20 protein-coding genes, 1 tRNA gene, 2 pseudogenes and 1 riboswitch are annotated in these 18,988 nt (G+C 70.6%); of the genes and pseudogenes, 17 read left to right on the top strand and 6 right to left on the bottom strand.

Annotated elements, in window-relative coordinates; translation table 11 throughout:
- Nucleotides 1–40: 40 nt before the first annotated feature.
- From ACZ69M_RS07685 to thiD, 6 genes are all read left to right on the top strand, one after another.
- Complete coding sequence (locus ACZ69M_RS07685; RefSeq protein WP_352051199.1) at nucleotides 41–388, top strand: SH3 domain-containing protein; 348 nt, start codon at nucleotides 41–43, stop codon at nucleotides 386–388.
- Between the two features lie 394 nt (nucleotides 389–782).
- The gene (locus ACZ69M_RS07680; protein WP_470047610.1) at nucleotides 783–2,015 is read left to right on the top strand and encodes an alanine racemase; all 1,233 of its coding nucleotides are present in this window, start codon (nucleotides 783–785) and stop codon (nucleotides 2,013–2,015) included.
- A 16-nt stretch (nucleotides 2,016–2,031) separates the two neighbouring features.
- Nucleotides 2,032–2,952 carry an intradiol ring-cleavage dioxygenase gene (locus ACZ69M_RS07675; RefSeq protein WP_470047608.1) on the top strand — a complete coding sequence of 307 codons (921 nt, stop codon included), beginning with the start codon at nucleotides 2,032–2,034 and terminating at the stop codon, nucleotides 2,950–2,952.
- A complete protein-coding gene (locus ACZ69M_RS07670; protein WP_470047606.1) occupies nucleotides 2,949–4,040 on the top strand; it encodes a maleylacetate reductase in 1,092 nt (363 codons plus the stop codon). Before ACZ69M_RS07675 ends, ACZ69M_RS07670 begins: the two co-directional genes overlap by 4 nt.
- A gap of 73 nt (nucleotides 4,041–4,113) precedes the next feature.
- A riboswitch (TPP riboswitch) is annotated at nucleotides 4,114–4,208 on the top strand.
- A complete protein-coding gene (locus tag ACZ69M_RS07665; protein ID WP_470047604.1) occupies nucleotides 4,198–5,601 on the top strand; it encodes a purine-cytosine permease family protein in 1,404 nt (467 codons plus the stop codon). (Overlaps the previous riboswitch by 11 nt.)
- A gap of 42 nt (nucleotides 5,602–5,643) precedes the next feature.
- Nucleotides 5,644–6,450, top strand: coding sequence for a bifunctional hydroxymethylpyrimidine kinase/phosphomethylpyrimidine kinase (gene thiD / locus ACZ69M_RS07660; RefSeq protein WP_470047603.1), 807 nt, complete (start codon nucleotides 5,644–5,646; stop codon nucleotides 6,448–6,450).
- A gap of 69 nt (nucleotides 6,451–6,519) precedes the next feature.
- Here thiD and ACZ69M_RS07655 read toward each other — a convergent pair whose 3' ends face one another.
- Nucleotides 6,520–7,383, bottom strand: coding sequence for an NAD(P)H-binding protein (locus ACZ69M_RS07655; RefSeq protein ID WP_470047601.1), 864 nt, complete (start codon nucleotides 7,381–7,383; stop codon nucleotides 6,520–6,522).
- An 88-nt stretch (nucleotides 7,384–7,471) separates the two neighbouring features.
- Between ACZ69M_RS07655 and ACZ69M_RS07650 the strand changes: the two genes are divergently transcribed.
- The 9 genes from ACZ69M_RS07650 (at nucleotide 7,472) to ACZ69M_RS07610 (ending at nucleotide 14,451) form a co-directional block, all read left to right on the top strand.
- Nucleotides 7,472–8,179, top strand: coding sequence for a TetR/AcrR family transcriptional regulator (locus ACZ69M_RS07650; RefSeq protein WP_470047599.1), 708 nt, complete (start codon nucleotides 7,472–7,474; stop codon nucleotides 8,177–8,179).
- 132 nt (nucleotides 8,180–8,311) lie between these two features.
- A complete protein-coding gene (locus ACZ69M_RS07645; protein WP_470047597.1) occupies nucleotides 8,312–8,644 on the top strand; it encodes an SCO0607 family lipoprotein in 333 nt (110 codons plus the stop codon).
- Between the two features lie 347 nt (nucleotides 8,645–8,991).
- Complete coding sequence (locus ACZ69M_RS07640) at nucleotides 8,992–9,216, top strand: hypothetical protein (protein ID WP_075030296.1); 225 nt, start codon at nucleotides 8,992–8,994, stop codon at nucleotides 9,214–9,216.
- A gap of 142 nt (nucleotides 9,217–9,358) precedes the next feature.
- Nucleotides 9,359–9,628, top strand: a complete 270-nt coding sequence (locus ACZ69M_RS07635; protein ID WP_470047595.1) for a hypothetical protein — start codon at nucleotides 9,359–9,361, stop codon at nucleotides 9,626–9,628.
- Between the two features lie 315 nt (nucleotides 9,629–9,943).
- Nucleotides 9,944–10,600 carry an NPP1 family protein gene (locus ACZ69M_RS07630; RefSeq protein WP_470047593.1) on the top strand — a complete coding sequence of 219 codons (657 nt, stop codon included), beginning with the start codon at nucleotides 9,944–9,946 and terminating at the stop codon, nucleotides 10,598–10,600.
- A gap of 195 nt (nucleotides 10,601–10,795) precedes the next feature.
- Nucleotides 10,796–12,256: a hypothetical protein gene (locus ACZ69M_RS07625; RefSeq protein ID WP_470048362.1), complete on the top strand. Its 1,461-nt coding sequence runs from the start codon at nucleotides 10,796–10,798 to the stop codon at nucleotides 12,254–12,256.
- Between the two features lie 136 nt (nucleotides 12,257–12,392).
- Nucleotides 12,393–12,466: transfer RNA gene (locus ACZ69M_RS07620), tRNA-Pro, on the top strand.
- 163 nt (nucleotides 12,467–12,629) lie between these two features.
- On the top strand, nucleotides 12,630–13,985 hold the full coding sequence (locus ACZ69M_RS07615; protein ID WP_470047591.1) for an NAD(P)/FAD-dependent oxidoreductase: 1,356 nt from the start codon (nucleotides 12,630–12,632) through the stop codon (nucleotides 13,983–13,985).
- 121 nt (nucleotides 13,986–14,106) lie between these two features.
- The gene (locus ACZ69M_RS07610) at nucleotides 14,107–14,451 is read left to right on the top strand and encodes a hypothetical protein (RefSeq protein ID WP_470047589.1); all 345 of its coding nucleotides are present in this window, start codon (nucleotides 14,107–14,109) and stop codon (nucleotides 14,449–14,451) included.
- A gap of 85 nt (nucleotides 14,452–14,536) precedes the next feature.
- Here the strand turns inward: ACZ69M_RS07610 and ACZ69M_RS07605 are convergent.
- Nucleotides 14,537–14,820: pseudogene (locus ACZ69M_RS07605) on the bottom strand (hypothetical protein).
- A gap of 17 nt (nucleotides 14,821–14,837) precedes the next feature.
- Nucleotides 14,838–15,011, bottom strand: a complete 174-nt coding sequence (locus ACZ69M_RS07600; RefSeq protein ID WP_470047587.1) for a hypothetical protein — start codon at nucleotides 15,009–15,011, stop codon at nucleotides 14,838–14,840.
- 159 nt (nucleotides 15,012–15,170) lie between these two features.
- Here ACZ69M_RS07600 and ACZ69M_RS07595 point away from each other — a divergent pair, with 159 nt between their 5' ends.
- Together ACZ69M_RS07595 and ACZ69M_RS07590 are read left to right on the top strand one after the other, a co-directional pair.
- Nucleotides 15,171–15,434 (top strand): WhiB family transcriptional regulator, encoded by a 264-nt coding sequence (locus ACZ69M_RS07595; protein ID WP_470047585.1) that lies wholly within the window; start codon nucleotides 15,171–15,173, stop codon nucleotides 15,432–15,434.
- 329 nt (nucleotides 15,435–15,763) lie between these two features.
- Nucleotides 15,764–16,005: pseudogene (locus tag ACZ69M_RS07590) on the top strand (alpha/beta hydrolase fold domain-containing protein); the annotation flags it as partial.
- Between the two features lie 108 nt (nucleotides 16,006–16,113).
- Here the strand turns inward: ACZ69M_RS07590 and ACZ69M_RS07585 are convergent.
- The 3 genes from ACZ69M_RS07585 to ACZ69M_RS07575 all read right to left on the bottom strand — a co-directional run.
- On the bottom strand, nucleotides 16,114–16,710 hold the full coding sequence (locus ACZ69M_RS07585; RefSeq protein WP_470047583.1) for a YceI family protein: 597 nt from the start codon (nucleotides 16,708–16,710) through the stop codon (nucleotides 16,114–16,116).
- A gap of 63 nt (nucleotides 16,711–16,773) precedes the next feature.
- Complete coding sequence (locus tag ACZ69M_RS07580) at nucleotides 16,774–17,520, bottom strand: SDR family oxidoreductase (protein ID WP_470047581.1); 747 nt, start codon at nucleotides 17,518–17,520, stop codon at nucleotides 16,774–16,776.
- Between the two features lie 185 nt (nucleotides 17,521–17,705).
- On the bottom strand, nucleotides 17,706–18,988 hold a 1,283-nt coding region (locus tag ACZ69M_RS07575; RefSeq protein WP_470047579.1), incomplete at its 5' end, for an FAD-binding protein.

Raw genomic sequence — 18,988 nt, 5'->3', positions numbered from 1 at the left:
AACACGCCCGGACTCCACCACGGGGAAGGACCGTATGACCATGAGGATGAGGACCAAGGCGTTCGCCACGGCGGGGGTCGGCGCGCTGGCCACCGGACTGCTGCTGACCGGCGCGGCCGGGGCGCAGGCCGCGGCGGCGGGACTGCCGTACGCCGTCACGCCGTATGTGAACGTCAACGTCCGCTCCGGGCCCTCGACCACCACCGGCATCACCGGGCACGTCACCGCCGGGCAGCCGCGCGGCGCCTCCTGCTGGACCCACGGCGAGACCATCCGCGACAACGGCTACGTCAACGACGTCTGGGTGCGACTGGCCGAAGGCTATGTGAGCGCCGTCTACCTCAAGGGCGACCAGTACGGCGGCCTTCCGGCCTCCGCCACCTGCTGACCGACCCACACGCGGTGCCCGACCCCGACCCGGGGCCGGGCACCGCGTCGCGTTCCGGAACACCGCCGACCGCTCGAGGTGCCGAAGGATCTCCCACCGGGTAGAGATCGTGCGGGGCCTCGGGTATGGAGTCGCGGATCAGCATGATGGTGGGATGCCACAGGGCGCGGGCCCTGCGAGCGGAGGTGTCGGCGTGCGGGAGCACGGCGCCGCCGGTCTCCCGGTTCCCGGCCACCGCGCAGAACCGGACGCTCGGCCCCGTAGATTCGGGCGGCCGCCGTGGCACGTGTCACGTTCCTGACCGTCTGCGTCCGCCGGGCCGTCACTCCGGGCCCCGTCCGCCGCCCTCGTCGCGTGCCGACGGTATCCTGCGCCACACGACCCGGAGTGCCCCATGAACTCACCCTCACTCGCGGTGCGCGACCGCATCCTGACCCTGCCGCCCACGGAACTTCCCGCTTACGTCTACGACTTGGCGGCACTGCGCGCACACGCCGCGTCGGTGCGGGCCGCGCTGCCCGAGTGCGTCGAGCTGTACTACGCGACCCAGGCCAACCGGGAGCCGGAGATCCTGGCCGCACTCGCCCCGTACGTCGACGGCTACAAGGTCTCCACCGCGGGCGAACTGGACCACGTCACCCGGGCGGCGCCGGACCACCCGCTGGCCTTCGGCGGCCAGGACAAGACCCCGACGGAGCTCCTGGACGCGCTCGAGCGAGGCGTGACCCGCTTCCTCGTGGAGAGCGAGTACGAGCTGTACATGCTGGCCGGGCTGGCCCAGCGGCACGCTCCGGGCGGCCGGGTCGCGGTCCTGCCGCGCTTCGACCTGCCGGTGGCGGACCATCTGCTCGCCGACGGCGGCCGTGGCCGCAGGACCTCCGGCCTCGCCCCGGCGCAGGCGGACACGATCGTCGGCCTGCTCACCGACGGCAGCTACCCGAACCTCGAACTGCGCGGGGTCTACGCCCACTTGGCCACCGGCCTGCACGCCCCCGAACACCTCGCGGTGGCCGAGAGCGTCGTCGCCTGGACGGCGGAACTCGCCGCGCGGCACGGCCTGCGCCTCACCGAGGTGAACGTCGGGGGCGGCATGGCGGTGGACTACGAGCACCCCGAACGCCGTTTCGACTGGCAGTCGTACGGCGAGGGGCTCGCCCGACTCGTCGCCGCGCACCCGGAACTGACGCTGCGTATCGAGCCCGGTCGTGCGCTGACGGCGTACTGCGGCTGGTACGCGAGCGAGGTGCTGGACGTCGAGCACGGCGCGAGCGAGGACTTCGCCGTCGTCCGCGGTGGCGGGGTGAACCTGCGCACGCCGGCGTCCAGGAGGCCCGACCAGCCGTGGCCCGACCAGCCCTGGTCCGTACTCGAGGTGGACGTGTGGCCCTACTCCTGGCCGCGGCCCGCGGTACGCCGCGAACGGGTCACGCTCACCGGCCAGTTGAGCACCTCCAGGGACGTCCTGGTCCGGGACGTCCGGGCGCCGGGGCTGCGGGCCGGCGACCGTGTGGTGTTCTCCCTCGCGGGTGCCTACACCTCGTCCGTGCCCCACCGGGCGTTCGCCAGGTTTCCCGAGCCCGGCTTCCACTTCGTGGACCCGGGCACCGACGGCGACCAGTCCCGATAGCACCACGAGGAGCGGCATGACAGACGAACCGAACCGTCCGACGGCGACCGATGCCGCGACCGATGCCACGACCGGCTTCACGCACGGCGTCACCGACGCCGTCGTCGACAGCCTGCGGGGCACGGCCGATCCGCGGCTGCGTGAACTGCTCGGCGCGCTCACCCGTCATCTGCACGACTTCGTGCGCGAGACGGAGCCGACGATGGCGGAATGGGAACGCGCGATCGGATTCCTGACCGCGACCGGGCAACAGTGCACCGACACCCGTCAGGAGTTCATCCTGCTGTCGGACGTGCTCGGCGTCTCCATGCTCGTGGAGACGCTGGGCGGCCACCGCGGCCCGGGTGCCACCGAGTCGACGGTTCTCGGCCCGTTCCACCTGACCAGATCGCCGATCCGCGCACTCGGCGCGAACATCGACCTGGTGGGCAGGGGCGAGCCGTGCGTGGTCAGCGGCCGGGTACTGGGCAGGGGCGGCACCCCGCTGCCGGGCGCGGTCCTCGACGTGTGGCAGGCCGACTCCGAGGGCTACTACGACGTACAGCAGCCGGACGTCCAGCCGGCCGGCAACGGGCGGGGACTGTTCACCGCCGACGCCGAAGGCCGCTTCTGGTTCCGCACCTGCGTACCGAACCCGTACCCGATCCCCACCGACGGCCCGGTCGGCGAACTGCTGCGCGCCACGGCCAGGCACCCCTACCGCCCCGCCCACATCCACTTCATCGCCTCGGCCGAGGGCCACACCCCGGTCACCACACACATCTTCGTCGCGGGCAGCGACTACCTGGACTCCGACGCGGTGTTCGCCGTCAAGAGGAGCCTGGTCCAGGACTTCGCAGAGACCAACGACTCTTCCCTGGCGCGGGAGTTCGGCGTCCCGAACCCCTTCCGCCACGCCCGCTTCGACCTCGTACTGGAACCGGGACGAACACCATGACCGACAGGAACACCCCGCTCGACTTCTCCTACGAGACCCAGCCCGCGCGGATCGTCTTCCGGCCCGGGGCCGCCGTCTCCGCGACCCCCGACGAGGCCGCCAGGCTCGGGCTGCGCAGGGTGCTGGTGGTCTGCGGCAGCAGGGGCGAGGGCACGGCACGCGCGGTCGCGGACGCCCTGGGCGAGGCCTGCGCGGGGCTGCACGCCGAGGCCCGGATGCATGTACCCGTCGAGGTCGCCGACCGGGCCGTGGCGGCGGCGCGCGCGGCCGGCGCCGACGGGTGTGTCGCGGTCGGCGGCGGCTCGGCGATCGGCCTGGGCAAGGCGATCGCGCTGCGCGCCGGTCTGCCCCTGATCGCCGTGCCCTCCACCTACTCCGGCTCCGAGATGACCCCGGTCTGGGGCCTCACCGAGCACGGCGCCAAGCGCACCGGACGCGACCCCTCCGTCCAGCCCCGCAGCGTCGTCTACGACCCCGAACTCACCCTCTCGCTCCCCGTCCCCCTCACCGTCACCAGCGGCGTCAACGCGCTCGCCCACGCCGTCGAGGCCCTCTACGCGCCCGACGCCTCGCCCCTCGTCTCGCTCATGGCCGAGGAGGGCGTACGGGCGATGACGCAGGCCCTGCCGCTGGTGGCCGCCGCCCCCGGCGACCTCGACGCGCGCGGCCGGGCCCTGTACGGCGCCTGGCTCTGCGGCGCCTGTCTCGGCGCCACCACCATGGGCCTGCACCACAAGCTGTGCCACGTCCTCGGCGGGACCTTCGGCCTGCCGCACGCCGAGACGCACACGGTCGTCCTTCCGTACGCCCTCGCCTACAACGCGCCCGCCGCACCCCGGGCTGTCGCGGCGCTCTCGCGCGCCCTGGGCGGCGCCGACGACGTCCCGCACGCCCTGTGGGCTCTGGCCGGAAGCCTCGGCGCACCCCGGGGCCTCGCCGAACTCGGCCTCAAGGAGACCGATCTGGCGGTGGCCGCCGAGCAGGCTGCCGGACAGCCGTACCCGAACCCGCGCGAGGTCACCGTCGACGGTGTACTGGCGCTGCTGACCGCGGCGTACCAGGGCAGGGAGCCGAGCGTCGGCGCGTAGCCACGGGGCCGTACGGCCCGCGCGGACCCCTCCCCCTGGGGCAGACCGCGCCCGCCGGGCTATCCTGACCGCCGAACCGGACACGGGGTGCCCCGCACGAGGGCTGAGATCACACCCGTCGAACCTGAACCAGTTAGGACTGGCGGAGGGATGTCTCATGTCGTTGCCGTATGCCCGTAACGCTCGCGGTGAGGTGGCCGTCGGAGGCCCGCAGGGCGTATTCGACGGGCGGATGCCCACCGCTCCGGGGGATCTGCACGTCGAGGCGCGCGGAATCGCCCCGGTGCCGGAGGACCACCGCTACGGCGGCCCCGGCCGCCTGTTCACCGTGTGGTTCGCCCCCAACCTGACCATGACCGGCGTGTTCACCGGCACCGTCGGCATCGCGCTCGGCCTGGACTTCTCCACCGCGCTCGCCGCCGTCGTGCTGGGCACCCTCCTCGGGGCGGTACCGACCGCTTACCTCGGCACCTGGGGGAGTCAGACCGGCGCCGGACAGCTGCCGCTCGCCCGCCTCGCGTTCGGCCGGGCGGTGGTCGTCCCCGGCGCCCTGCAGTGGCTCTCGTCCATCGCCTGGGACGCGCTGATCGGCCTCTTCGGAGGGGACGCGCTGGCCCAGCTGTGCGGCTGGCCGTTCTGGCTGGGCGTGCTCGTCATGATGGCGGCGCAGGGGGCGCTCGGTGTCCTCGGCTACGAGGTGATCCACCGGCTCCAGACCGTGATGACCTTCGCTCTCGCCGCCGCGTTCGTGGCCCTGACCGTGAAGCTCCTGAGCGGCGCCCACACCACCCCCGCCGCCACCGCGCACGGCGCCGACCGGGCCGGGGCCTTCGTCCTGACCTGCACGATCGCGCTCAGCCTCGCGCTGTCATGGGCCCCGTACGCGAGCGACTTCAGCCGCTATCTGCCGCGTACGGCGTCCCGGCCGCGCATGTTCTGGTACACCCTGGCCGGCATCGCCGTGTCCTTCGTGGCCGTCCAGGCCCTCGGACTGTGGGGCGCGGCCGTCTTCACCGACCAGACCGCCCGCGGCGTCGACACCCTGCTCGGCGGCGGCGCCCTCGGCGCGTTCGGCCTGCTCGCCGTGGCGCTCGCCGCGCTGAGCAGTAACGCCATGAACGACTACAGCGGCTCGCTCGCCCTGCAGACCATGGGTGTACGGCTGCCGCGCCCGGCCGCCGCCGCGCTGGCCGCCGTCCTCGGCTTCCCGCTCGTGCTGTGGATGCACGCCGCCGACACCACGGCCCGCTTCCAGAACGTCCTGCTGTTCGTCGGCTACTGGATTCCCGGGTTCGTCGCGATCGTCGTCGTCGACTGGCTCGCCCGGGCCAGGGCCCGCGGCGGCGCACCCGTCGACCTGGCCGCCGAGAGCGCCCGCCCGCGTCCGTGGTGGCCCGCGCCCGTGGCGTTCGCCGCCGCGTTCGCCGCCGCGGTGCCGTTCATGAGCACCAGCCTGTACGTCGGCCCCGTCGCGCACGCCCTGCACGGCGCCGACACCGCCTACGGCGTGGCGTTCCTCGCGGCCCTGCTGGTCTACGCCCCGCTGCGCCTGCGCCGCTGAACCCGCCCCCTCTCACCCCCTTCGTACGGAGTGACACCCACCATGCCCGCGAACACGCCGACCACCCCGCCCCGTGTCCTGACCATCGCCGGATCGGACTCCGGGGGCGGCGCCGGCATCCAGGCCGACCTGAAGACCATGCTCGCGCTGGGCGCGCACGGGATGAGCGTGCTCACCGCCGTCACCGCGCAGAACTCCCTCGGCGTACAGGGAGCCTGGGAGCTTCCCGCCGAGGCGGTGCGCGCGCAGTACCGCAGCGTCGTGGACGACATCGGTGTGCAGGCCGTGAAGACCGGCATGCTCGCCTCGCCCCTGCTCGTCGAGACCGTCGCCGAACTGCTCTCCGATGTCGGCGCACCCGTGGTGGTGGACCCGGTGAGCGTCTCCAAGCACGGCGACCGGCTGCTGGCGGGCGACGCGCTGGACGCCGTACGGACCGTCCTGCTGCCGCTCGCGACGGTCGCCACCCCGAATCTCGACGAGACCGCCGAGCTGACCGGGATCAAGGCCACCGGCGAGCGCGACATGTGCCGGGCCGCGGAACAACTGCTGTCGTACGGGCCCCGCTGGGTCCTGGTGAAGGGCGGCCACCTGCCCGGCGAGGCCGTCGACCTGCTGACCGACGGCACCGAAGAACACTGGTTCCGGGCCCCGCGCCACGACAACCGTCATACGCACGGCACCGGTTGCACCCTGGCCTCGGCCATCGCGGTGGGGCTGGCGCAGGGGCGGGCGATGCCGGAGGCGGTGCGGCTGGCGAAGGAGTACGTCACCGGCGCGATCGCCGCGGGATTCGCCCTGGGCGAGGGCCTCGGGCCGGTCGACCACGGCTGGCGGACGCGCGCCTGAATGCCGCGGATCCGTCCGCCCGGCGGACGAGGCCGCCGTCCGCGCGGCGACCGAAGGGGAACCCGGAGGTCAGCCGGTCGGCGTGATCGTTGTCTTCAGGAAGTCCGCCAGGGCCGTGGTGGGTCGGCCGAGCAGGCGGCCCAGCGTGGGGCCGACCGGCGTGAACTGCCCCTGCCGGCTCGCGGCGAACAGGCCGAGGAGCAGGTCGGCGCCTGCCTCGGGCAGACCGCGGGCGAGCAGGCTCGCGCGGTAGTCGGCGTCGGAGACGACCACCCGACGCACTTCGCGGCCCGTGAGCCGCGTGGCGATCGCCGCGATGTCGGCCAGGTCGAGCGCCTCGGGGCCGGTGAGCGCGGCTGTCGTCCCGTCGAGGCCCTCGCCGGTGAGCGCGAGCGCCGCCGCCTCGGCGAGGTCGGCGTGGGCCGTCCAGGCGACCGGTCCGTCCTGCGGCGCGGCCAGTTCGCCCGTCTCGAGCGCGTGGCCCAGCAGCATCGCGGCGGAGGAGGCGTAGAAGCCGTTGCGCAGTGAGGTGAAGGGGATCCCGGACTCCCGGAGCGCCGCCTCGGTCGCGGCGTGGTCGCGCATCGGAGCGAAGGGAGAGGACGGGTTCGAGCCCATGTGGCTGGTGTAGAGGATGCGCTCGGCTCCGGCCGCCGCCGCGGCCTCCACGGCGGTGCGGTGGTGGTGCACGGCGTCCGCGCCGGTGCTGTTCGTCGACACGACGAGGACCTGCCGGGCGCCCTCGAAGGCGTCCGCGAGGCTCGCGGGGTCGCCGAAGTCGCCCCGGCGGACGCGCACGCCCCGGTCTTCGAGCTCTCGTGCCTTCTCCGGGTCGCGCACACTGACGCCGATTCGCTCGGCGGGGACGCGCTCCAGCAGCCGCTCGGTGATCAGCCGGCCGAGTCCGCCGTTGGCTCCGGTGACGATGATCATGGCAACCTCTTCCTGTTTCCATCGATAACGCCATGACCGTATCACTGGAAATTCTCATCGGTAACAGGATTCTGTTATCGTCGGAATCATGGAGAGTGAGGACGTGACCGCGGCGGACGGACACCGTGAACGCATCGTCGCGGCCGCCGCCCGACTGCTGGCCGAAGGCGGGCCGGACGCGGTCTCGACCCGGGCGGTGAGCGCCGCGGCGGGCGTGCAGCCGCCGACCATCTACCGGCTCTTCGGCGACAAGGAGGGCCTGCTCGACGCGGTCGTCGCCGACGGCTTCACCGCGTACCTGACCAGCAAGACCGCCCGGAAGCCCACCGGCGACCCGGTCGAGGACCTTCGCGCCGGCTGGGATCTGCACGTAGGCCTCGGCCTGGCCAACCCTGCGCTGTACACCCTGATGTACGGCCGGTACCGCCCCGGTACGCCCTCGCCCGCGGCGCTCGCCGCCTTCGAGGTCCTCGCCGAGCACATGCGGCGCATCGCCGAGGCGGGCCGGCTGCGCGTCCCCGAGGGCCGCGCCGCGGACCTCGTCCACGCGGCCGGCTGCGGTACGACGCTCACGCTCATCGCCACCCCCGAGGAGCGCCGGGATCCGGAGCTGTCCCGCACCGCCCGCGAGGCGGTCATCGCGGCGATCGCCACGGACGCCCCTGTCGCGCCCGCACCCGGGCCGGTCGCGGCCGCCGTCACCCTCCGGGCCGTACTCCCGCAGACCGACGCCCTGACGGCGCCGGAACGCGGCCTCATGCAGGAGTGGCTCAACCGAATCGCCGATCCGGGCTGAGGGCGGCCGCCCCCGTGCCTACGCGGAATCGGGTACGACGGCCCACCGCATCCGAGTACGCGTACTCACGATCGATTTCCTTGTCTCGCGCAGGCTGGTCCCACAAGCCGTCCAGAGGGAGCCATCGTGCGTATGACAAGCCGAGTTCACCGACCGTCCTCTGTGATCAGCAGGGGCCCGGCGCGGTCCGCCCTGGGCCTCGCGCTGGCCTGCGTGACCCTCGCGATGCTGACCGGCTGCTCCGTGGAGGATGCGAGCTGCGGTGGTGGCGAGTACCCGGTCCTGACGGTGGGCGGCACCGGCAGCGCCTGCGTGTCCAACGGCGACGAGCCGCCGAAGGGGTACGTCCGTTACCCCGAAGGGAAGGTCCCCGAGCACGTCGGCGACAAGTGGGACACCTACTGGAGCACCCACACCATCGACGGGAACGGCAAGATCATCAAGGCTCCCGACGCCGGGGTGTGACCACCGGTTGCTCGGCGATGCCTTCCGAGGGCGCGAGCGGTACACACCGATGGCCCAAGCCGAACGGCTGTACCTGCGAATGAGCTGATACCCGGATGCTCTGGCGGAAGTCGTCGCCGCAGCCAGGTCCCGGAAGGCATCGCGAGCGAGGGGATGGTCCTGTCCCGTGCGGGGAGGGTGGCCGTGGCGGCCAACCGGCGCCGAGTGCGGCCGTCTGTCCCTGAACGTCACACGAGTGACGCGGGGCCGTGCGCTGGAAATCGAACACGTGCTTGAATTCGGGTATGACGTACCCACACTTCCAGGGCCGGGATGCAGGCCGGGACCGGAGAGGCGAGGCTGGATCCATGTCCGAACCGTTGCCTGTCATCGTGGCTCCGCCGAGTGACACCGGTGGCCGCCGAGTCCGAGTGCACGGCGAGAACCTCGGGTTGGCCTACAACCTGGAGGACCTGTCCGAATTCCTGCGACGCGCGGGTCTCGACGTGGACCCCGTGACCGCGGCGGTGTCCCCCCTCATCGACTGGCGCGGTGTGGGCCCGGAGTACTGGGGGCCCGAGACCCGCGGATGAGGACGGCGGCCCCGTGGCCGTCCCCCTGGCCGCGCCGCGCGGACGGCCGCTCGTGCAGCCGTCGTACGTCCGTCCGGCGGCGCTCGGCGGTGCCGTTGATCGTGCGTCCTGTCATGCCGATCGGTGACGGTACGACGGGAGCGTGACCGACTCGTTCGCGCCACCCCCGGAGACGGGGTCCACCGTCATGTCGGCTCGGCGGCGGTGGGCCAAGGAGTCGGCCGGGGGATTCCTCGCGGCCACCGCCGCCTTCGTGGCCGTGCGGGCCCTGGTCCTCGAACCCGTCGGCCGGTTGCTTCCCGACTGCGCGCACCGTGTCACCGCCCTGGCGGCGATCCTGGCCGCGACGCTCGCCCACCCACTCGCCACGCGGTGGCTCACACGCCTGCCCTCGTCGGCTCCGCCGAAGTGACGTCCGGGGCGTAGCCGTGTCCTCGCGACGCCATCCGGGAGGACGTGCTGGGTGGGGCCGATTCGGTGGTGGCCGGTCGGTCGGAGGGATGTACTCGCCACGCCGATTCCTCGCGCGCCCCACGTCCCGGCGGCCGGGTGGGGAGCCGTTGCCCAACTCCGCCTGCGTATCCGTTGGTTGTCCCTTCATCCTTCATCACTCAGACACCCCCTGACGCCTGCGTTGTCGACGGGAGGGGAAATGGTGATCTGGGCATGCCAACTCGACCGAGTGTGTCCGGCCCGCCCCCACGTCGCGGTCGATCAGGAGGACGCAGTGAAGACAAACGGACTGGAGCAGACGTTCCAGCCGGCCTTCGACTACGACACGGACGGCTGCTGCCCCACCCCCGCCATCGGCCCCGACGGGACGATCAACCCCGGCCTCAATCCGTCCGGCGCCCTCAACGGCCAGTGCCGCGACGCCTCGGACCTCGACAACACCAACGGCTACTCGCGCGAGAAGTGCAACAACGGCTGGTGCGCCATCGTGTACGGCCTCTACTTCGAGAAGGACCAGGCCGTGCTCGGCAGCGGCCTCGGCGGGCACCGCAACGACTGGGAACACGTCGTGGTGTGGGTGCAGAACAACGAAGCCAAGTACGTCTCCACCTCCGCCCACGGCAACTTCGACATCTACGGCCGTGACCGGATCCGTTGGGACGGGACCCACCCCAAGGTCGTCTATCACGAGGACGGTCTGAGCACCCATTGCTTCCGCCCCGCGAACTCGAACGACGAACCGCCGGAGAATCACTACCACGCCTGGCAGTCTCCCGACCTGGTCGGCTGGAACGGCTACCCCGCCGGTCTGCGCGACAAGCTGAGCGCCTACAACTTCGGCAGTGCCGTCTTCGGTCTCAAGGACGGCAACTTCAACTACCACCTGGAGAAGGCGAAGCCGGCCGGCATCCCGTTCGACCCCAATGCGTGATGTCTCGTCAAATGACGTGACTCTCAGGTGAGTTGACGGGGCCATCGGCGGCTCTCGACGCGTGATCGTGGCGTACATCACCCTGGAGGGGGTGGAAACGTGAAGCAGGGCTTCACGTCTTCATGGCATGCTCACATCTAGTTACTCGCTGGTAATCGCATGCCACCCCCACCCCCCTCAGGACTGATCTTGCGCATCCGCAAGCGGCCCTCGCGCGCTCTCGTGCCCGCGCTCGCCGCCTCCGCCCTGTTCCTCGCCGCCGGCTGCTCCGCGGACCCCGGCCAGAGCTCCGCCGCCGCACGGACCCCGGACGCCGGCACATCCGCGACCGCGACCTCGAACAGCGACCAACCGCTCGCTGTCGCCGCCGCCCCCGCGGCGGCGGCCACCTCGACCGCCGTCGCGCGCCCCGGTACGGCCGGCGGGAAGGCTCGCAAGACCTCGCTCAAGGTGAAGTCGTACGACAGCCACACCCGACGGGCCGTCATATCCACGGTCACCAAAGGGACTTCATCCCCGTCCCCGACCGGGACCCCGACCCCCACGGGCACCGCGACGCCGGGCCGCACCGCCGTCGGCGACGTCATCGCCAGTGCCCCCGCGCCCGGCGCCCCGGACGGACTCCTCGCCAAGGTCACCAAGGTGATCGGTGAGACGGCCGACGGCACCGAGGTCCAGACCGCGCCGACGACCCTGGACACGCTGCTCGGCGACGACGACGCGAAGGGCAGCGTCCCGGTCGACCCGGCCTCCTTCGACGTCGAGCGGCTGCTGCCCGACGTGAAGGTCTCCTGGGCGAAGACGGGAGACATCCACTCCGGCCCCGAGGGGACGAAGGTCCCGCTCGGCAGCCTGCGGGTCGATGTCGCGACGAAGGTCGCCACGGCCGAGGGCGCACCGGCCTCGGCGGACGCGTCCGTGTCCGGCTTCGTCCAGGTCAAGCCCGAGGTGGACTTCTCCTACGGAGGCGGCGCCTCCACCGCCTCGGCCGCCTCCGACGGTTCCACCGCTTCCGGACCGGGGGCGGCCTACCTCGGCGTCTCCGGCGACTGGACCTCGCAGTGGGCGCTCAAGGGGCGCGCCGGCGCCACCGCCAAGCCGGTCCGACTGCCGTTCGCGAAGCTGCACGCCGACCCGGTCCTCCAGGTCGGCCCCATCCCCGTCGTCGTGAACCTCGACCTGACCTGCTACTTCGAGATCAGCGGTGACGGCCGGGTCACCGTCGACGTCGAACAGGACCTCAAGGGCGACTTCAAGGCGGGCGGGACCTTCGGCACGGCGGCCGGCTGGACACCGGTCAACGAGTCCCACATGGACAGCTCTCCGGTCCGTACGTCCGTCACGACCGCCGGAAGCGTGAAGGCGGCCCTCGGCGCACAGGCCACCGTCGGCCTGTACGGCGCCGTGGGCGTCACCGCCGACCTGGCCCCCTACCTGCGTGGTGAGGCCGCGGGCACGGTCACCGCGACCACCCCGGTCGGCTCCGGAGCCACGTCCGACGTCGCGGCGAGTGGTTCCTGGGCCCTCTACGGCGGCCTCGATCTGAGCGGCACCCTCCAGATCCAGCTGGCCATCTTCGGCACCCCCGTCATCCAGCACGCCATCCCCCTGGGCACACTGCACCGGGAGTGGAAGCTCGCCGACGGCAAGATGTAGGTCGGGCGAAGGCGGCTCGCGGCGCGCCGTCATCAGCCCCCCCGCACCCGCCGTACCTCCCTGTGTGCGGGCCCGCCCCCTCACGTGCGGTAGTGTTCACCTGCACGATCACGCGAAACACCGCGGGTGAACGCACCGGGACGTGGCGCAGCTTGGTAGCGCACTTGACTGGGGGTCAAGGGGTCGCAGGTTCAAATCCTGTCGTCCCGACGGTGCGAAGGGTCTTCGCAGGCGAGAGCCTGCGGGGGCCCTTTTCGCGTGGAACCGTCTTGCGCCTCTCTGCGGATCCGCGCCCGTTTTTCCCCACCGTCGTTTGTCACACGAGCCTGCCCCGCCCTGTCTATGTGATGTCGACCAACAGGCAGAGGGAATCATGCGTGAGATTGTGATCATCGGTGGCGGCTACGCGGGCTTCTACGCGGCATGGGGCCTGGAGAAGAGGTTGCGTGCGGGTGAGGCGCGGGTGACGGTTGTCGATCCCCGTCCCTACATGACCTATCAGCCCTTTCTGCCGGAGGTGACGGCCGGATCGGTCGAGGCGCGTCATGCCGCGGTGTCCTTGCGGCGGCATCTGCGCCGCACCCGGCTGATCGCGGGGAGCGCGATCGAGATCCGTGACGCAGACCGGAAAGTCGTCGTCCGACCCGTGAACGGAGCCGACTACGAACTGAGTTACGACACCCTCGTCGTCACCGCCGGCGCCGTGACCCGCACCTTCCCCATCCCCGGGCTTGCACAGCAGGCGATCGGCCTGAAGCACGTGGAGGAGGCGGTGGCCATCCGTGATCGCCTCATGACGGCATTCGATCAAGCAGCGTCACTGCCGCCCGGCGCCGAGCGGCGGAGGCTGCTCACCGTCACGTTCGTGGGCGGCGGGTTCTCCGGCGTCGAAGGCTTCGGTGAACTGCTGTCCCTGGCGACCGCGATGCTCAAGTCGTATCCGGAGCTGAGCATCGACGACCTGTCCTTCCACTTGGTCGAGGCTCGCGGCCGCATCCTCCCCGAGGTGGGCGACAAGCCCGGTGCTTGGGTGGTGCGCTCCCTGGAACGCCGTAGAGCGCACGTCCACCTGAACACACAGCTCCTCTCCGCCGCGGACGGGCACGTCATGCTCTCCGACGGAGAGGAGTTCGACTCGGCGCTGATCGTCTGGGCTGCCGGCAACGCCTCGAATCCCACCGTGCACAACCACACCGATCTCCCGGTCGACGAGCGGGGCCTGCTCGTGGTCCGGCCCGACCTTCGAGTCGGGACCGACAGCGAGCCTGTGGCGGATGTGTGGGCGGCCGGTGACGACGCGGCCGTTCCCGATCTGGCTTCGTCCGTGCCGGAGGCTCGCACGGTACCGAACGCCCAGCATGCCGTGCGGCAGGGCAGGCTCCTTGCCAAGAACATCGTGGCCGACCTGCGCGGGCGAAGGATCCGGAACTACCGCCACAGCAGTCTCGGAGTGGTGGCGACGCTGGGGCTGGGGCAGGGCGTCTTCCAGTACAAGAGCCTTGTCATCAAGGGATTTCCCGCCTGGCTGATGCACCGGGGCTATCACGTCCTGGCCGTGCCTTCCTGGGAGCGCAAGGTCCGGGTTCTCTCGGTCTGGCTCACCGCGGCCGTGTTCGGGCGGGATCTTGTCTCCCTCGCCTCCGTGCAGCACCCCCGGGACGCGTTCGTCACGAGTGCGAATCCGGAGCGTTCCGGCGAGCGCCGGGCGAGTGACAACGCGGCTGTGTGATCGACAACCGGCCGGCGGCTTCACCGAACGCCGTCGGCTCCCGACGGCGGATGTCACAGACGGACGAGCTGTCCCGTCCATGGGAGAGGCCGCCGACACAGAGGACCTCTGGAGGTACACCATGGACGCGAGCAAGGAGGCCGCACGCGGCCTGAACGACATCGAAGACTTCCTGTACAAGGAGGCGCATCTCGAAGCGGCACATCGGCGCGTGGCGGACTTCACCGCGCGAACGGCGGGGCTGACCGATGGGCAGAAGAGGGATATCGAGCGGTGGTATCTCGAAGAGCAGAACTACGTTGCCGGCATGGTGACCGATCACATCGCCGCTCGCATCAGCCGGGTGGAAGGGCAGCACCACATCCGCTTCGGCCGATGGCTGCGGGGAACGCTGATAGCGATGGTCCTGATCACCGCGGCACTGATCATGGTGTGCGTCGCCGTGATCTTGGGGACGTCGGGCTGACCCACCGTGTGCTCGACGTGCTCGGCATGCGACGGACTCACGCGACCAGCCACCGCCACCTGCGCTCTGACCGGCGTGATACCGCTCAGGAACGCGGGACGCGGTAGAAGCCTCGGCCGGTTCGCTGGACGCGGTACGTGCCGACAAGGCGATCGAGTGTGCTGCGGACTGCGTTGATGCTTCCGCTGTCGGTGTCACGGAGGAGATTGCGGCGTCCGTGGATTCGGGGGAGGTGACGGCTGCCTGCGGGGCGGCCGGGGCCAATTCCCTTTCCAGCGCCTCTTTCTGAAGCTCCAGGCGGGCCGGTTCCTCTTGGAGGCTCTCAGCGGTGATCTCGATGTTGTGCGCCGCGTGGGTTGCGGAGACCATGCGTTCCTCCAGTCCTGTCACAGGGACGGGCCCACCCCGGTCTGTGCCAGTGGACAGCCCCAGGCGGTGGAACGGAGACCGAGGATCATGCAGGACGAGCCGTCCCCCACGGCGAGTGACCCGGCAGCGCGGCCGAGGCCGAGGACGTGGTCCAGGAAGTGTGGCTGCGCCGGCAGAGGAGCGAGCGCCATCCAGCTAGCTCCTGTGGATCACGGCCGGCAGTGACGCGTTGAACTCGGCGACGTGTCACACACGCGCCGGTTGCCCGGTCTTATGTAACAGCGTCCGGTACCTCTCTTCATGTACTCGGAGGTGTGTTTTCCCATGACCGCTGAACAAGGAGGCCCACCGTGTATTGGCGTGAACGGGCAGCTTGCCTACGTGCGGACCCCGATCTGTTCTTCCCCGTAGGAAACAGCGGCCCGGCGCTCGTACAGATCGACGAGGCCAAGGCCGTCTGTGGCCGTTGTCCTGTCACGCAGCAGTGCCTCAGCTGGGCCGTGGAGGCGGGACAGGTGGACGGCATCTGGGGTGGCATGACGGAGAGCGAACGCCGGGCCGTGAGCCGACGCAAGGTCCGTAAGACGAAGGACACGGTCGTCACGGCGGCATGACAGGGGTGGACCGAAGGGGCTCTTTCGGACAGTTCAAGGAATGGTGGTGGGGGTGTGGGTGGCTCGAGTCAGGAAGACGAAGTTTCCGGACCACTGGTCCTTCATGCTGGGAGAGATCAGCCTCTACGGCTCCACGTGCTCACACAGCACGAGCAATACCGGGCGATCGATCCCGATCCCGCGGCCAACGGAGAAAGCCCGCTGATACGCGTACAGGTGTGGTCGGGGCCTCGCATCGTGACGAGTACCACCGTGTGTGTCACACCTACAAAAGGTGTCTTGTCATAGAGGCGAAAGTAGGCAACCGCCTGCCGACCCGAGGAGCGCAGTACGACCCGGATCCCGCCCAGCGGGCGGAGGTCACCGACTCTGCGCTGCGGGCGAGCCTGGAGGAGTTGCGGGGGCTGCCGCCCGCGCTCGTCATCGTCGACGAGAACGACGTGCTGCGGGACGAGGGCGAGGCGTATGCCCGCAGGTGACCCAGGCCGGCGTTCCCACCACGAGTATCCGCATCAACGGCACCCTGCACGACTTCATCGTCATCGAGAAGGCGGCACGGACCGTCCGCTGACCGGCGTACCCACGGGTAGGGCGGCGCACCTCTGCCGCCCCATCTTCGCGGTCAGCGGCAACCGGACCTCGGCCCCGAGGGCCTCAAGCCGACCGTGCGTCCGCGGCTCTAGGAGGCGTCCGTCCGCTCCAGCCGGACAGCGGAGACGTCGAGCGTCAGCTTCACCTTGTCGCTGATCAGGACCCCGCCTCCGGCCAGCGCCGTGTTCCAGTCCAGTCCCCAGTCGGAACGTCGCAACGTGGCCGTGCCCTCGAAGCCGACACGGTCGAGTCCATCGGGGCCCCGGCTCGCTCCGGCGAATTCGAGGTCGATGAGAACGGGGAGTTCGAGGTCCTTGATGCGAAGGTGTCCGGCCATACGGAACCGGTCCTCGCCGGCGTCGCGGACCTCGGCGGAGCGGAAGCTCATGAGGGGGAAGGACGCCGAGTCGAGGAACTCCGGGCCGGTGACATGGGCGTCCCGCTCCGGAGACCCCGTCTCCAGACTGCCGGTCTGGACGCTGAGGTAGGCCTCGGACCGGGTGGGACGGCGCCCGTCCAGCTTGAGGAGCCCCTCGAAGGCAGTGAATCTCGCCCGCACGTTGGTGATCATGGCGTGCCGGACGGAAAGACCGATCGTGCTGTGGACCGGGTCGATGGTGTAGAGACCGGTCAGCTCTTCATGGGGAGCGAGACCGGGAGCGGCGAATTCCCCGCGACTCAACATGGCGATTCGGCTCCTTCATGTAAGAGGTGGCCCCTGCCTGCTGACAGGGGCCACCCGCGGGACTTACTGCTGCTGTGCGAGCCAGTCGGAGAAACGGGTTTCGGCGATGTGCGCGTCAGGACCCGGCAGAAGTGTGGACTCCTCCAGCTCGACACCCCAGTACGTCGCCTGCGCGTCCGTGACCACCGTGCGGGGGTCGTTCTTGGCGTCGAGCCCCGTGCGGATGAACTCGTCGAGCTGGAACGCCTCGGGGCCCGCGACCTCCACCACGCCGTTGACCGGGGCACCGACGGCGGTGCGGCCGACGGCAGCGGCCACGTCGCCGGAGAAGATGGGCTGGATCTTGCCGGGGGAAAGACGCACGGTGTCGCCGTCGGTGGCCGAGTCGGCGATCCCCTTGGCGAACTCGAAGAACTGGGTGGCGTGGACGATGGAGTAGGGGGTGCCGGACGCCTTGATCAGCTCTTCCTGGGCCTGCTTGGCGCGGAAGTAGCCGCTGTCCTGGAGACGCTCGGTGCCGACCACGGACAGCGCCACGTGGTGCTGCACGCCGGCGTCGGCCTCCGCCTTCAGGAGGTTGGCCGTGGAGGTACGGAAGAAGGTCATGACGGCCTCGTCCTCGAAGGAGGGGGAGTTGGACACGTCGACGACGACCGTCGCGCCCTCCAGGACCTCGGCCAGACCCTCGCCCGTCAGGGTGTTGACACCGGTGTTGGGCGCGGCCGCGACCGCGTCGTGCCCGTACTCGTTCAGCCTGCCGACCAGCTGCGAGCCGATGAGCCCGGTTCCACCGATCACTACGACCTTCATGACGGATCCTCTCGGAAGTTTTCCTGGTGCGGCGCGCACCTTGTGGCGAGCTGCTCACCGGCACCCGTACAAATTTCGTCTATATAGGAAGAGACCGGACAGTCGCTCTCTTTGTGACAGCTGGTTCGGAGGAATCGAGAAGATTCCTCCTGCCAGCCCTCAGCGGCCCGGTGGGACCGGTCAGGTCATTCGGCGAGCTTTCCGTCGGTCGAGACTTCCTCCATCAGCGCGGAAATCTCGTCCGGGATGCCAGGAATGGTTTCGCGTGTGATGCCCGTCGTCGGGGACCATACGAGGTTGACCCGCAGGGCGGGATCCTGTGCGGGGTAGTCGCTGCGGTTGTGGCAGCCGCGCGTCTCACGACGTTCCAGAGCCGTCTCGAGGGTGGCGCGGGCCGCCAGGGCGGCGGATTTGAGATCGAAGGTGTGCGCGAGGTCCTGGAAGCCGGCGATGTCGGGGTGGACGCCGATGTCCTCCATCCGCTTCTCGATCGCGGCGAGCTCCGCCAGTCCGGTGCGCAGGCCCTCTTCGTCGCGTACGACTCCGGCGTGCTCGGTCATGGTGTTGCGGATGGCGCGCTGCAGGGCGCGGACGTTCTCCGGCCCGTCGGCGGCGAGGAGGTCGTCGATCTCCGCGCGGGCCTGTGCGATGGCGGACGCCGACCGGGGCTGCGCGGTGAGCGACTGGGAGTAGGCGGCCGCGGCCTGGCCGGTGATGCGGCCGAAGACCAGCAGCTCGATGAGACTGTTCCCGCCGAGGCGGTTGGCGCCGTGCAGGCCGCTGGAGGCCTCACCGATGGCGTACAGGCCGCGCACGTCGGTGCTGTGGTCCTCGGGGCGTACCCATACCCCGCCCATGGAGTAGTGGGCGGTGGGCGCGATCTCGATCGGATCGCGGGTGATGTCCAGCATCTGCAGATCGAGGAGGGTCTGGTAGACGCGGGGGAGCCGCGTCATGATCGTCTGCCGGGGCAGGTGGGAGACGTCGAGCCACACGCCGCCCTTGGGCGTGCCGCGCCCTTCCTTGATCTCCGTGTAGGAGGCCAGCGCCACGCGGTCGCGGGTGGACAGCTCCATCCGGGCGGGGTCGTAGCGGTTCATGAACCGTTCCCCGAGCGCGTTGCGCAGGATGCCGCCTTCGCCCCGGGCGGCCTCGCTGACGAGGGTGCCGGCCGCGTTCTCCGGCTCGATGATCCCGGAGGGATGGAACTGCACCAGCTCGGCGTCGCGCAGACGGGCCCCGGCCTCCACCGCCAGACGGAACGAGTCGCCCGTGTTCTCGTCGCGCCGTGAGGAGGTACGCCGCCAGATACGCGTATGGCCGCCCGCGGCGAGAATGACCGCGTCCGCGTGGATCACATAGCGCTTCCCGCTCGCGAGGTCGAACCCGTAGGCACCGAAGACAGCGCCGTCGTGGACCAGGAGCCGGGTGATGTAGACACCGTCGAGCACCGGAACGTTCAGCTGCT

The organism is Streptomyces sp. NPDC107454 (assembly GCF_055582885.1).
Note: the sequence above shows the minus strand (reverse complement) of the source record. Positions and strands in the feature narration are given on the sequence as shown.